Raw genomic sequence first — 12,337 nt, forward strand, 5'->3', positions numbered from 1 at the left:
TCACTGATTGCTCCGTTGTGGGTTGTCTGCGGGGTGATTGTCTGCAGGGTGATCGTTGGCGCTGCGGGATTGTGCGGCGCGGTGGGTGTCGGCGTCGGTGAGTTCGGCCAGCAGACGGTTGTACTCGGCGATCTGGGCGCCGTCGGTGGTGCCGTCCTCGACCAGCGGGGTCGGTGCCGAGTCGGGCCGGGGCGGCAGGATCCCCTCCGGGATCTCCTTCACGCCTCCGCTGCTGTTGAGCTTGTGGACTTCTTCCGGATCGGATTCGAGGACGACGAACTTGCGGTACGCATAGACGCAGAAGGCCGCGAACGCCGGCCACTGAAGGGCGTAGCCCAGGTTCTGGCCCGTCCCGCCGGTCGATTCGAACCGACTCCACTGCCACCACGCCAGCCCCAGGCACGTGGCAGCTGCCACCACAACCAGCGCTATGAGTGCTGGTCGGTGCCTTCGCTTGTTCGATGCCATGTCTTGACGGTACCTAAGTGATGCAAGTCGCAGGTCAGCCGGTACTCTGTCTCCTGCACGCGCGAGTGGCGGAATTGGCAGACGCGCTGGATTTAGGTTCCAGTGTCTACGGACGTGGGGGTTCAAGTCCCCCCTCGCGCACCACCTGATTGATGCAGTTTTGTTTGCCGTCGGCCAGGCGAAGTCGCCACCACAGGGCAGTTCCACTCCAGCTGGTGACCTGGTTGGTTGGCGGTGCACGAAAAACGTCGACGTTGCCGGAGCTTTCGTCTTTGATGCCGCGACCACAGGCCGGTTGTCGTGCCTCATCGGGCAGATATGAAATGGCGGGCGGCGTCTCTGCATCCGCTTTCACGTCTGCAGGCATCGCCGCCCTGCCGTGGTTGAGAGTAACAGAGATTCGAACGTATGATCGAACCGTGAAGGTGGCAGATATCGGCGGTGACGGCGGACAGCCGCGTGGTTCGGCGTTCGTCCGAGTCGGCCATGTCGCCGTATCGATCGATCTCGTGACCCTCTATGCCTACCAGCCCCACCACTCGGGCATCTATCACCCAGAGGGGCTGCAGTTTCGTCGAAAGACGGTGGGAGTGCTCACCGAGTGGGGGATGACCGAATGGGGTGAATGGTTCGGCAAGGTCACCTACACGATTCCGGCGCGCGGCCGCGAGGAGAAGGTGACGCACTGGGTGCCGGGCTGGGCTTTGCGGCCGGTTGAGGAGCCCGGACGTAAGTAGCCCGCCGCGTGTGGTCGATCCGCGAAGTGGCAGGACTCGGCGTAGAGGCGGAGCCTGGAAAGACCATGTCTGCGAATCTGACGGCCCCCGGCCGGCGGTCTGCACGAGCTGCCGTTGCGGTCTGGTTGATCGCGGTTCAAGTCTTGCTGACCGCGTCCGCCGGCGCTGTGTTCTGTGGGGCGGGCAACGCGACCGTGGATTCCAATGAGGCTCGGACACCGTCGCGGTCGTCGAGCGAGAGCCTGGTGAACGCGGCCGCCGCTGCCGCCGAGAATGCGGCTGCGGCCGTCGGCGGGATCGAATTGGAGGCGGCGATCCTCGACGCGCCGACTGGTGCACTGGCCCTCGGCGGTCACAGCGACCCGCCCATGCTGTCGGCATCGCTCTCGAAATTGGTTGTGGTGGTCGACATCGTCGATCGCAGACGCGACGAGGGTTTGATGGTGGGTGGACCGGATCTCGATCTGATCCGGCGGGTGCTCGGACCCAGCGACGACTTCGCGATGGCCGAACTCTGGGCCCGTTTCGATGGGCTAGGTGCGGTCGATCGGGTGGGCCCGCGGCTCGGGCTGACCGGGACGATTGCTCCAGTCGATTCCTCGGATTGGGGTGAGATGACGATCACCGCGGCAGACATCGCGCGCCTCTACGGTCACGTGCTGGCCATGCCCGCGTCCGATCGGGATCTGATCGTCGATGCGCTCGCCGCAGCACCTGCGTTTGCGACCGACGGCTTTGCCCAGTATTTCGGTCTGCTCGCCGAGAGGCCCGGCGGTGTGGCTGTCGCCAAACAGGGCTGGATGTGTTGCTGGGGCCAGGCCGGTTACCTGCACAGTGCGGGCTTCGTCGACGGCGACGGACGCTTCGTGGTTGTCCTGCTCAGTCGTCAACAGTACGAACAGGATTGGCAATCGGCGCGCGATCGGTTGACGGCGGTATCGGCCGCTGTGAACGATGTACTCGGCACTGCCGATCCCGGTCGTGTGGTGACTTCGACGACGGTGACGCCTCGCTGATGTGATGGCGGGCGGTCGACCAGACGCTCGTGCAAAAAAGGAGACCACCCGGGTGGGCGGTCTCCCTTTTTGATCTGTGCCGTGCAAGGTTTCTGACTGCCTACTTCGTGTAGAGACCCTCGATGGTGGCGGTGTGCGAATCGTGGATCACGTTGCGCTTGAGCTTGAGGGTCGGCGTCAGTTCGCCCGACTCGATGGTGAAGTCGGTCTCGATGACCCGGTACTTCTTGATCGCCTCGGCCTTGGATACCAGGGCGTTCGCCGCGGCGATCGCTTCATCGACGTCGGCAAGAATGTCCTTGTGCTCCAACAGATCTGCGATCAGCGTGTCTGCCGGGAGGTCATGGCGTTCGAGCCAGCCCGGCAGTGCCTCCGGATCAAGGGTGACCAGGGCGGCGATGAACGGCTTGTTGTCGCCGACCACGAGTGCCTGGCTCACCAGTGGATGGGCGCGGACGGCGTCTTCCATCTGGGCCGGCGAGACATTCTTGCCGCCTGCGGTGACGATCAGTTCTTTCTTTCGGCCCGTGATCGACAGGTAGCCGTCGTCGAGTGTTCCGATGTCGCCGGTGTGGAACCAGCCGTCCTTGATGGCTTCTTTGGTGGCCTGCTCGTTCTTCCAGTAGCCCCCGAAGACCACCGGTCCCTTGAGCAAGACCTCACCGTCGTCGGCGATCGCGACCGACTGACCATGCACAGGGCGCCCGACGGTTCCGATGCGTTGTGCACCTTCGGCATTGACGGTGACGGCTGCGGTGGTCTCACTGAGGCCGTAGCCCTCGTAGATCGGAACGCCGATGCCGCGGAAGAAGTGGCCCAGGCGCGCGCCAAGAGCGGCACCACCGGAGACCGCGCTATCGCAATTGCCGCCGAGTGCGGTCCGCAGCTTCGAGTAGACGAGCACGTCGAACAGCTTGTGCTTGAGCTTGAGGACCAGGCCGGGACCGCCGGTGTCCAGTGCCTTCGAGTATTCGACGGCGGTGTCGGTTGCGGCGGCGAAGATCTTGCCCTTGCCACCGTCCTCGGCCTTTTGCTTGGCCCCGTTGTAGACCTTTTCGAAGACCCGGGGGACCGAAAGCAAGTAGCTCGGCTTGAAGGCGGCCAGTTCGTCCATGAGTGTGGGGGACACCGTGGTGTGGCCGAGCTGCACGAGGTGCTCGACCGATGCCACCGAGATGACCCGGGCAAAAATGTGTGCCAATGGGAGGAACAGCAGTGTGGAGCTGCCCTCGGACATCAGTTCGCCGAGGGTCACCCGGACCGCGTGGCATTCATGGATGAAGTTGGCATGGGTCAGTGCCACGCCCTTGGGCTTGCCGGTGGTCCCGGAGGTGTAGACCAGCGTCGCGACGTCGGAGGCCAGGGCGTTGGCGTGGCGTAGTTCGAGCTCGTCGTCGCCGATCGCCTCGCCTCGCCTGACCAGCTCGTCGACGGCACCTTCATCGATGACGAGGGTTTCTTTGGGCTCGGCGAGGTCGGCCAGTACGGGAGAATGCTGTGACTTCTGGTCAGCGGTCTCGAGAACCAACAGCGATGTCCCGGAGTTCTCGACGATGTACTGGACCTGCGAGGCCGACGAGGTCTCGTAGATGGCGACGGTGACGCCGCCGGCCCGCCAGACGGCGTAATCGAGAACGGTCCACTCATAGCGGGTGGCCGAGAGGATGGAGACGCGGTCACCCGGGCCGACACCCGAAGCGATGAAGCCCTTGGCGACCTTGTCGACCAGATCGGCGAACTCCTTGGTGGTGACGTCAAACCAGGAACCATCCGCCGAGCGGCGTTTGAACAGTGTTTTTGTGGGTGACTCGGCGCGGTGCTTCAGCATCGAATCGACGATGGACGCCTTCTCGGGAACAACAAAGTCCGAGGGGACGGTGATCTCTTGCACGTTGGCCTCCAGTGGAAACGAATGGCGGACAGTGGGTGGCCGACAATTCGGACACCGGTAACTGTGGGCCAGGTTACCTTTTCTCCCTACTCGCGAGTAGGGGACTGGCAGTGTAGGTGTGTCGCTTGCTCACCGCTCGGGTTACGAATAACGGATTCAGGCTGATCACGGCTACAGTGGAAAGCGATGACAGACAGTACTGGTGCGGCCCCCACGAGTGATATGGCCGCCGAAAATGAAGAAACCGTGACCTTCGCAGACCTCGGGATGGATCCCCGCGTGCTGCAGGCGCTTACGGACGTGGGTTATGAAACCCCATCGCCGATCCAGGCAGCGACTATCCCGCCGCTCCTCGAGGGTCGGGATGTGGTGGGTCTTGCACAGACGGGCACGGGTAAGACCGCCGCCTTTGCGGTGCCGATTCTCTCGAATATCGATCCGAGTGCTCGCAAGCCCAAGGCGCTGATCCTTGCACCGACGCGTGAACTCGCGTTGCAGGTGGCCGAGGCCTTCGGTCGTTACTCGGTGCACTTGCCCGGTGTGAAGGTGCTGCCGATCTACGGCGGCCAGAGCTACACCGTGCAGTTGTCCGGTCTGCGCCGCGGAGCCCAGATCGTTGTGGGTACACCCGGTCGCGTGATCGATCACCTCGACAAGGGCACCCTCGACATCTCCGAGCTCGACTACCTCGTCCTCGACGAGGCGGACGAAATGCTCAACATGGGCTTTGCCGAGGACGTCGAGCGCATCCTGCGCGACACCCCCGACAGCAAGCAGGTGGCACTGTTCTCGGCCACCATGCCGAAGACCATCGGGCGGTTGTCGCAGAAGTACCTGAAGAACCCCGTCGAGATCACGATGAAGGCCAAGACCGCGACTGCGTCGAACATTACGCAGCGCTATCTGCAGGTCTCTCACCAGCGCAAGATGGACGCGCTGACCCGTGTGCTCGAGGTCGAGACATTCGACGCGATGATCGTGTTCGTCCGTACCAAGCAGGCCACCGAGGATCTCGCCGAACGCCTGCGTTCGCGCGGTTTCTCGGCAGCAGCGATCAACGGTGACATCGCCCAGGCGCAGCGCGAGCGGACGATTGCTCAGCTCAAGAACGGTCAGGTCGACATCCTGGTTGCAACCGACGTCGCGGCCCGTGGCCTCGATGTCGAGCGGATCTCGCACGTCCTCAACTACGACATCCCGCACGACACCGAGGCGTACGTGCACCGGATCGGTCGTACCGGCCGCGCCGGTCGTTCGGGTAACGCGCTGCTCTTCGTGTCGCCGCGTGAGCGTCACCTGCTCCGCGCCATCGAGAAGGCCACTCGTCAGCCGCTGGAAGAAATCGGTCTGCCGAGCGTCGACGACGTCAACGCGCAGCGTGTGGCGAAGTTCGGGGAGTCGATCACCGCAAATCTGGGATCGGACAATCTCGATCTGTTCCGCAAGCTGATCGAGAATTACGCGAGCGAGAACGACGTCACGATGGCTGACATCGCGGCCGCGCTGGCACTCGAAACGCGTGATGGCGGATTCCTGCTGTCACCGGACCCGCCTGCGAGCGAGCGCAAAGACCGTGATCGCAAGGAACGTACTGAGCGTTCCGGACAAGGCGACGGCGATTTTGCGACGTACCGCCTGGCGGTCGGCCGGCAGCACAACGTCACCCCGGGTGCAATCGTGGGTGCGATTGCCAACGAGGGCGGCCTGTCCCGTGGCGATTTCGGTCACATCAGCATTCGGGCCGACCACTCCTTGGTCGAGCTGCCTCGCAACCTCGATCGCGACACGTTGTCGCGGCTGCGGAGCACTCGGATCGCCGGTGTTCCCATCGGCATCAAGAAGGACGAGGGCTCGCCCCGCGGCGGTCGCGCGCAGGGTGGCGGTGCGAAGAGCTACGGCAACAAGTCGTTCAGTCGAGATCGGCGCGGTACGCAGAAAGTTGCAGGCCGCGGCCCCAGGTAGGTAGGTACACCGGGCCTGCGCCTATCGCTGGAAGACATGTCCGTGTTGGGGAAGTATTCGACAAAATGAGATCTTCCCGTAACAATGCAGTCTGGTGACACGAACTCACCAGTGGCACATGTACATCTCTCGAAAGCAATAGGAACAGTATGGGTTCAGTGGCGACAGCGGATCCGATCTCGGCAGCTGATGCAGCCGAGCGTCGGGATCGTGGGACAGCAATCGTGGTCGATATGCGACCACAAGTCATGCGGCATCAGGGGAGTTTGCCCGGGGCTGTGGTGGTGGAACCCGGTGAGTTGGAGGATGCCTTCGACCCGGGTTCGAGCCGCCGGATCCCGGTGATCGACGGATTCGACACCGAAATCGATGTGGTGTCGGTGAAGTCACAAGCGTCCCGGATCGCCGAAACGATCGCAGCCCTGGGTTATACGAACGTGCATTACGTTGTCGGTGGGTACCGCGCATTGCGCGGTGCCATCAGCCACAAGTGACGACAGGCCGTTAACAGACACGCGGTGTGAACCGAGACGCTTCAGCGGGTAGCGTTCAGGGTGATAAATAGTGTCAACCTGAGGCTTAACTCGAGGACGTGATGACCGATTCGGTGTCCGGCGACGACCGGCGTGGCAGGGTTCTGCGGTTGTTGCAGTTCTTGCATGAACTGATCCGCGCGAAATCGTCCGTCATACGTGACGTGAGCGAGCACGCCGGCGTGGTGTGGCTCGGCGACGGCTATGACATCTCGATCAACCGCGACGCTGCCGTTGGCCAGGTGATCACCGAACTCTCGCGCGACAATCCAGCGCAGAACACCGCGTATGACCTCCTCGCGCAGGCGGTCGACGAATTGGCCGAACGTCCCGAGTCCCTGGAACTGGTGCTCGCCTCGGGGCTGCTGACGTATGGCGACCCGGTCCTGGTCCGCGAGCATCTCGTGACCCAACCCGTCGTCGCCGTCCATGACCACACCGCGGGCATCATCACCGTGAAGCTCGCCGGTGGCTCGCAACCAGAACTGCACGCCGGCCATCTGCTGACCGGTCTCGACGGTTTCGATCTGACTGTCTCGGCCGAACTGTCCGGCCAGCTGGCCACCACGCGCTCGCCGGTGGCGGACTCGATCGAGAAGTTCTTCACCAAATGGCGTCGCGCGGTTGCCGATGATCCGGCGTCGGTCACGGTCGATCTGGAGCCCGCGTTGGTACTCCGTCGACGTGGCTTCGCACCGTTGCTCGACTATTACGAGTCGATGATCGCGGCTCTGCGCGACGAGTCGAATGAGATCCCGATCGGTCTGGCACAGCTGGTCGAACCGGTCGAGGCAGAAGAGCGTGTCCGGCGCCTGCGTGACAGTGGCGCGATGTCGGCTGAAGAACTCATCGAGGACGCGCTCTATCCGTTGCCGTCCAACGTCGAGCAGCGCGACATCCTGGCCCAGCTCGGTCTCGACAGTGGCGTCGTGGTCGAGGGTCCGCCCGGAACCGGGAAGACCCACACGATCGCCAATCTGATGACCGCGTTGCTGGCCAAAGGTCAGCGGGTGCTGGTCGTCTCCGAAAAGGCGCAGGCCCTGCACGTACTGCGTGACAAACTGCCCGTCGAAGTACAGCAACTGGCGGTGTCGATCACCGACGTCACCAAAGACGGCTCACAGTCGTTGATCGACAGCGTGGAGGCAATCGCCAACCGCAAGGGCAGCTTCCAGTCACGTGTGGCGACCAGCGAGATCAAGAACCTGCGGTCCAAGCGTGACCAGGCCCGGTCCAAGCGGGAACAGATCCTGCGCGACATCTGGCAGCTGCGCGAATCCGAGACCGAAAAGCACGAGTGGGTTGCTGCCGGCTACAGCGGTACCGCCGCCGGCATCGTCCGGCAGTGCAATGAGGTTGCCGCGCAGCATGACTGGCTACCGGGACCGCTACACAGTCCGTTGCCGCCGCTCGAGCGTGAAGAGTTCGATCGGTTGCTCGAGCTACTGGGTCGTCGCACCGACCGGTGGGCGAGCCGGATCGGCCAGCATCTGCCCGACCTGGACCTGATCCTGCCCGGGACAGTGGAACTCGAGTCGATCTGTAACCGGGTACGCAATCGACCCACCGAACAGATGGTCGGCAGCGGTTCGCTGCTCGCGATCCTGGCCGATGTCGACAGTGCCCGGTTGCTGCGGGTGAAGGCAAGGTGTGATCGGCTCGGCGCCGCCGTGCGCGAAGTCCGCACGTTCCCACCACATCTGCAGCAGATGGCAGACCGGTTGCTCTCGGGTGAGGCCTCCTACCTGTGGAATCGGGTCACCGCATTGTCTGCGGTGATCGACGACGCCACCGAACGTGACACCCGGATCGGCACCCACACGGTCGAGGGTCACGGTGCCGCGCCCGGCGACGCGGTGCTCTACGAGAAGGCAGCCAAATACCTCGAGTCCGGTGGCCAGTGGCGGTCGCGCTTCCGAAAAGCGCCGGAGCAGAAGGCAGTCGAGGATCTCGGTGCCACCTTCACCGTGGACGGGCGTGAACCGACGGATGCGGCGTCGCTGCGCCTGGTGGCCGATCATCTCGGTGTGCTCGACGCGGTCTCCCGCGTGCAGGCGATCCTGTCCGAGGTGGGCGTGCCGATGGACACCTCCGGGACACGATCGGTGCAACTCGGTCGATTGGTACGTCTCGACGGACAGCTGGCCTGGGTCTCCGAACTACTGACCGGCCGTGATCAGTTGGTCCGTGAGCTCAATGCGATCAGCCCTGGCGGCCCGCGGCCGAAGAGCATCGACGAGGTCGAAGAGGTTGCGCGGCAGGCAGGTGCGATTGCCGCGGCCAACGACGGGGTCCTGGCACGACGCGAGCTCGACGACGTGGCACGGGCACTGTCGGCCGAGGTCGAGAAGGGACCGTCGCCGGAAGGTGACGCGCTGCTGGCAGCGGTACGCGCCGCGGACGCCGATGCAGTTCTGGAAGCTCGCCGGGCATGGCATAACGCCCGCGTCGAACTCGAAAACCAGGGCGCTCTAGATCTTTTGGAATTGAGACTGAAGGCGAAGGCGCCTGCCCTTGTCAAGCTTCTTGTCGAGACCGCAGAGGATCCCGTCTGGGAAGATCGGCTCGAAGATCTCGAAGCGGCCTGGTCATGGCGACGCGCCTACCAATGGGCCCAAGAGCGCAGCGACCCCGACCGCGAGGGCCGCCTGGAAGCGGATCTCGATGAGGTCGAGGCGGATATCACGCACTTCACCGCCCGGTTGGCTGCGGCCTGTGCCTGGCGGGAGTGTCTGGAGCACATGACCGTCAGTCAGGTGCAGGCACTGCAGTCGTATCGCGACCACATCACCAACATCGGTAAGGGTTCGGGTAAACATGCCGAGCGCTTCCGGCTGGCAGCACGCTCCGCGATGGCGCAGGCGCAGACTGCGGTACCGGCTTGGATCATGCCGATCGCGCAGGTCCTCAGTTCGGTTGCGCCGGCGCAGAACTCGTTTGATGTGGTCATCGTCGACGAGGCCAGTCAGGCCGACATCTCCAGCCTGTTCCTACTCTGGCTGGCACCGCGGGTGATCGTCGTCGGCGACGACCGGCAGTGTGCACCGGGTGGTTTCGGCGGCTCGGGCATGGAAGAGGTGTTTTCCAAGCTCGACACCTACCTACCCGACATCCCGCAGTACATGCGTGACAGCCTGACTCCGCGGTCGAGCCTGTTCTCGATGCTTCGGACGAGGTTCGGTCATGTGGTGCGCCTGCGCGAGCATTTCCGGTCGATGCCGGAGATCATCGAATTCTCCAGTCGGCAGTTCTATCCGGATTCGCCGCTGATCCCGGTGCGCCAGTTCGGTGCTGACAGGTTGCCGCCGCTGCGTACCCGCTACGTCGAGAACGCCCGGAGTACCGGAACCAACTCCTCGTTGGTCAATGCCGACGAGGCCGCAGCGTTGGTCGGTGTGGTGACCGAGTGCATGGAGGATCCCCGCTACGACGGCATGTCCTTCGGTGTGGTGGTGCTGCAGGGTCAACGGCAGGTGGATCTTCTCACCCAGATGTTGCGGGAAGCGCTGGATCCGCAGGTATGGCGGGAGCGCAACCTCCGGATCGGGACACCGCCGGACTTCCAGGGCGACGAGCGACATGTGGTGTTCCTGTCGATGGTGGTCTGCCCTGATACCAACGTGAATGCTTTGCGGCGCAGTGAATCTCAGCGGCGTATCAATGTCGCGGCATCTCGCGCGATGGAACAGCTGTGGCTTGTCCATTCCGTCCAGCCCGACGATCTCAAAGACAACGATCTTCGGTATTCGTTGCTGACCTACATGCAGAAGACCGAAGGTGCCCTTGTCGATCCGATGCCGACCGGTGTCACCCCGACCACACGTGCGGAACCTTTCGATTCACTGTTCGAGCAGCAGATCTTTGTCGACCTGGTCGACCGGGGATTCTATGTGAATCCGAAAGTCGTTGTGAACAATCGGGTTGTCGATCTGGTTGTCACCGGCAGCGATGCCCGGCTGGCAGTGGAGTGCGACGGCGACGAGTTCACCAGTACGCCCGAACAGGCCCGAGCCGACATGGAGCGCGAGCGTGAACTCCGACGGTGCGGTTGGCGGTTCTGGCGGGTACGGGAATCGGAGTACCTGCTCAATCCGGAACATGCCCTCGATGGACTCTGGGATGAACTCGAAAAGCGTGGTGTGCGACCCAATTCGGTGGGCCCGGACCTCGCGGGCGGGCCGGTCGACGACCCGTGGGTGCCGGTGGCGCTGACCGGCGGCGACTAACCGGTAGTCCGGACCTCCCGCAGTAGTGCGGGAAGGCCCGCGCCCGCGGTGGTCTGCATGAAGTGGGTGACCGATGAACTCAAAGGTGTTGGCTCCGGGTTGATCTCGATCACCGGAATGCCGGCGGCGAGAGCTCGCTCGGGCAGTGATGCGGCAGGGTAGACCAGACCCGATGTACCCACGACGATCAGCAGGTCGCTGCCGAGCGCGGCGTCGACCGCGCGACTCCAGGCATCGGAGGGGAGCGGTTCGCCGAACCACACGACACCCGGGCGTATTTCTGACAGACATTGTGGGCACGAGGGCGGTTCCACGCGCGGTGTCTCGGTCGCGATCTCCGGATCGGCGTCGATACCGAAGTAGGGCAGCTCGCAGTTCGAGCACCGGGGTTCGAACAGGCTGCCGTGGAGATGCGCGATGACGTCGCTACCGGCGCGTTCGTGTAGGTCGTCGACGTTCTGGGTGATCACCGAAACGGTGCGACATTCGGCCCACTGCGCCAGCGCCACATGACCCTGATTGGGGGTGGTCGAACGCACGAGTTTGGCGCGCCACTGGTACCAGGCCCAGACCATCGCGGAGTCGCGGGACCAGGCTTCCGGTGTGGCCAGTTCGGTCGGATCGAAACGTTCCCAAAGGCCGGTCTGTGTGTCGCGGAAAGTCGGCACGTTGCTCTCGGCGGACATTCCGGCGCCTGAGCAGACCGTCACCCATCCGGCGTCTCGCACCAGTTCTGCTGGCGCCGGGTCGAGTTCGGATTCAGTCATCGGTGGTCGAGGTCTCCAATTGGGCGCGCAGAATCGCAGCAGTGGCAGGCATGTCGGAGTCACGTCTGGTCAACAACCCTTTTGCCAGGGTCAGCTTGTCACCATGGTGACGCGGCACCACGTGCAGATGTGAATGGAAGACCGATTGGAATGCTGCACGCCCGTCGTTGACCAGGAGGTTGACGCCGTCGGCGGCGATGGACGACGCGCGCAGCGCGGCAGCAACCCTCTGGCCTGCGACAAAGAGTTTGCCGCCGAGTTCCGGGCTCAATTCGGCGAGGTCGGCGGCGTGCTTTTTCGGGATCAACAGGGTGTGGCCGGGGCGGACCGGGCGGATGTCGAGGAATCCCAGGATGTCGACGTCTTCGTAGACGACGTGGGCAGGTGATGAGCCGTCGGCGATGGCACAGAAGATGCACTCCGTCATGCGCTCACCCTAGTGGTGGCCAAGAACGGCGCGATCAGTGACATATTCAATTATAACGGTTCGATAACAACTTTGTGTGTCCGATTTGCACCGGCCGAGCGGTCGTTCGGGTGGTGTGAACTGCTGTTTTCCGATGGTTCGACAGCCTTGGGGTATTCGTCGAGGGATTCCCGGCAAGGTTACCGACGGGTATACCCGCCGGTCACTTTCAAACATGAGGAAAGCCTCATTTTTGTGTGTAAACATGGTCTCCATGCGCATCTGACGACGCCAGGCGTCGAGGCCTGGCTCTGGAGATGGATCATGTTGG

General features: G+C 63.4%; 9 protein-coding genes and 1 tRNA gene. 6 read left to right on the forward strand and 4 right to left on the reverse strand.

Annotated features, from left to right (window positions below; all coding sequences use genetic code 11):
- Nucleotides 1-468, reverse strand: a complete 468-nt coding sequence (locus tag AC1TQG_RS16945) for a transcriptional regulator (protein ID WP_482138849.1) — start codon at nucleotides 466-468, stop codon at nucleotides 1-3.
- 59 nt (nucleotides 469-527) lie between these two features.
- Between AC1TQG_RS16945 and AC1TQG_RS16950 the strand changes: the two genes are divergently transcribed.
- The 3 genes from AC1TQG_RS16950 (at nucleotide 528) to AC1TQG_RS16960 (ending at nucleotide 2,221) form a co-directional block, all read left to right on the forward strand.
- Nucleotides 528-612: transfer RNA gene (locus AC1TQG_RS16950), tRNA-Leu, on the forward strand.
- Nucleotides 613-893: 281 nt separating this feature from the next.
- The gene (locus tag AC1TQG_RS16955; protein ID WP_482139871.1) at nucleotides 894-1,205 is read left to right on the forward strand and encodes a hypothetical protein; all 312 of its coding nucleotides are present in this window, start codon (nucleotides 894-896) and stop codon (nucleotides 1,203-1,205) included.
- Between the two features lie 65 nt (nucleotides 1,206-1,270).
- Nucleotides 1,271-2,221 (forward strand): hypothetical protein, encoded by a 951-nt coding sequence (locus AC1TQG_RS16960; protein ID WP_482138851.1) that lies wholly within the window; start codon nucleotides 1,271-1,273, stop codon nucleotides 2,219-2,221.
- A 100-nt stretch (nucleotides 2,222-2,321) separates the two neighbouring features.
- Here the strand turns inward: AC1TQG_RS16960 and AC1TQG_RS16965 are convergent, their stop codons facing one another.
- Entirely contained in the window at nucleotides 2,322-4,112 is a 1,791-nt protein-coding gene (locus AC1TQG_RS16965; protein ID WP_482138853.1) for an AMP-dependent synthetase/ligase, read from the reverse strand.
- Between the two features lie 222 nt (nucleotides 4,113-4,334).
- Here AC1TQG_RS16965 and AC1TQG_RS16970 point away from each other — a divergent pair, with 222 nt between their 5' ends.
- The 3 genes from AC1TQG_RS16970 (at nucleotide 4,335) to AC1TQG_RS16980 (ending at nucleotide 10,833) form a co-directional block, all read left to right on the forward strand.
- Entirely contained in the window at nucleotides 4,335-6,074 is a 1,740-nt protein-coding gene (locus tag AC1TQG_RS16970) for a DEAD/DEAH box helicase (RefSeq protein ID WP_482139873.1), read from the forward strand.
- 158 nt (nucleotides 6,075-6,232) lie between these two features.
- Nucleotides 6,233-6,568: a rhodanese-like domain-containing protein gene (locus AC1TQG_RS16975; protein ID WP_482138855.1), complete on the forward strand. Its 336-nt coding sequence runs from the start codon at nucleotides 6,233-6,235 to the stop codon at nucleotides 6,566-6,568.
- Between the two features lie 101 nt (nucleotides 6,569-6,669).
- Nucleotides 6,670-10,833, forward strand: coding sequence for an AAA domain-containing protein (locus AC1TQG_RS16980; protein ID WP_482138856.1), 4,164 nt, complete (start codon nucleotides 6,670-6,672; stop codon nucleotides 10,831-10,833).
- Here AC1TQG_RS16980 and AC1TQG_RS16985 read toward each other — a convergent pair.
- Together AC1TQG_RS16985 and AC1TQG_RS16990 are read right to left on the reverse strand one after the other, a co-directional pair.
- The gene (locus tag AC1TQG_RS16985) at nucleotides 10,830-11,600 is read right to left on the reverse strand and encodes an SIR2 family NAD-dependent protein deacylase (protein WP_482138858.1); all 771 of its coding nucleotides are present in this window, start codon (nucleotides 11,598-11,600) and stop codon (nucleotides 10,830-10,832) included. The genes AC1TQG_RS16980 and AC1TQG_RS16985 overlap by 4 nt on opposite strands.
- Nucleotides 11,593-12,027, reverse strand: a complete 435-nt coding sequence (locus AC1TQG_RS16990) for an HIT family protein (RefSeq protein ID WP_482138860.1) — start codon at nucleotides 12,025-12,027, stop codon at nucleotides 11,593-11,595. Before AC1TQG_RS16990 ends, AC1TQG_RS16985 begins: the two co-directional genes overlap by 8 nt.
- Nucleotides 12,028-12,337 lie beyond the last annotated feature (310 nt).

The organism is Williamsia sp. Y844, assembly GCF_056786475.1.

Excerpts from the sequence above, each read along its gene's own strand:
- AC1TQG_RS16980 (WP_482138856.1), top strand. The coding sequence starts at position 6,670 with ATGACCGATTCGGTGTCCGGCGACGACCGGCGTGGCAGGGTTCTGCGG.
- AC1TQG_RS16990 (WP_482138860.1), bottom strand. The coding sequence starts at position 12,027 with ATGACGGAGTGCATCTTCTGTGCCATCGCCGACGGCTCATCACCTGCC.
- AC1TQG_RS16960 (WP_482138851.1), top strand. The coding sequence starts at position 1,271 with ATGTCTGCGAATCTGACGGCCCCCGGCCGGCGGTCTGCACGAGCTGCC.
- AC1TQG_RS16985 (WP_482138858.1), bottom strand. The coding sequence starts at position 11,600 with ATGACTGAATCCGAACTCGACCCGGCGCCAGCAGAACTGGTGCGAGAC.
- AC1TQG_RS16970 (WP_482139873.1), top strand. The coding sequence starts at position 4,335 with ATGGCCGCCGAAAATGAAGAAACCGTGACCTTCGCAGACCTCGGGATG.
- AC1TQG_RS16945 (WP_482138849.1), bottom strand. The coding sequence starts at position 468 with ATGGCATCGAACAAGCGAAGGCACCGACCAGCACTCATAGCGCTGGTT.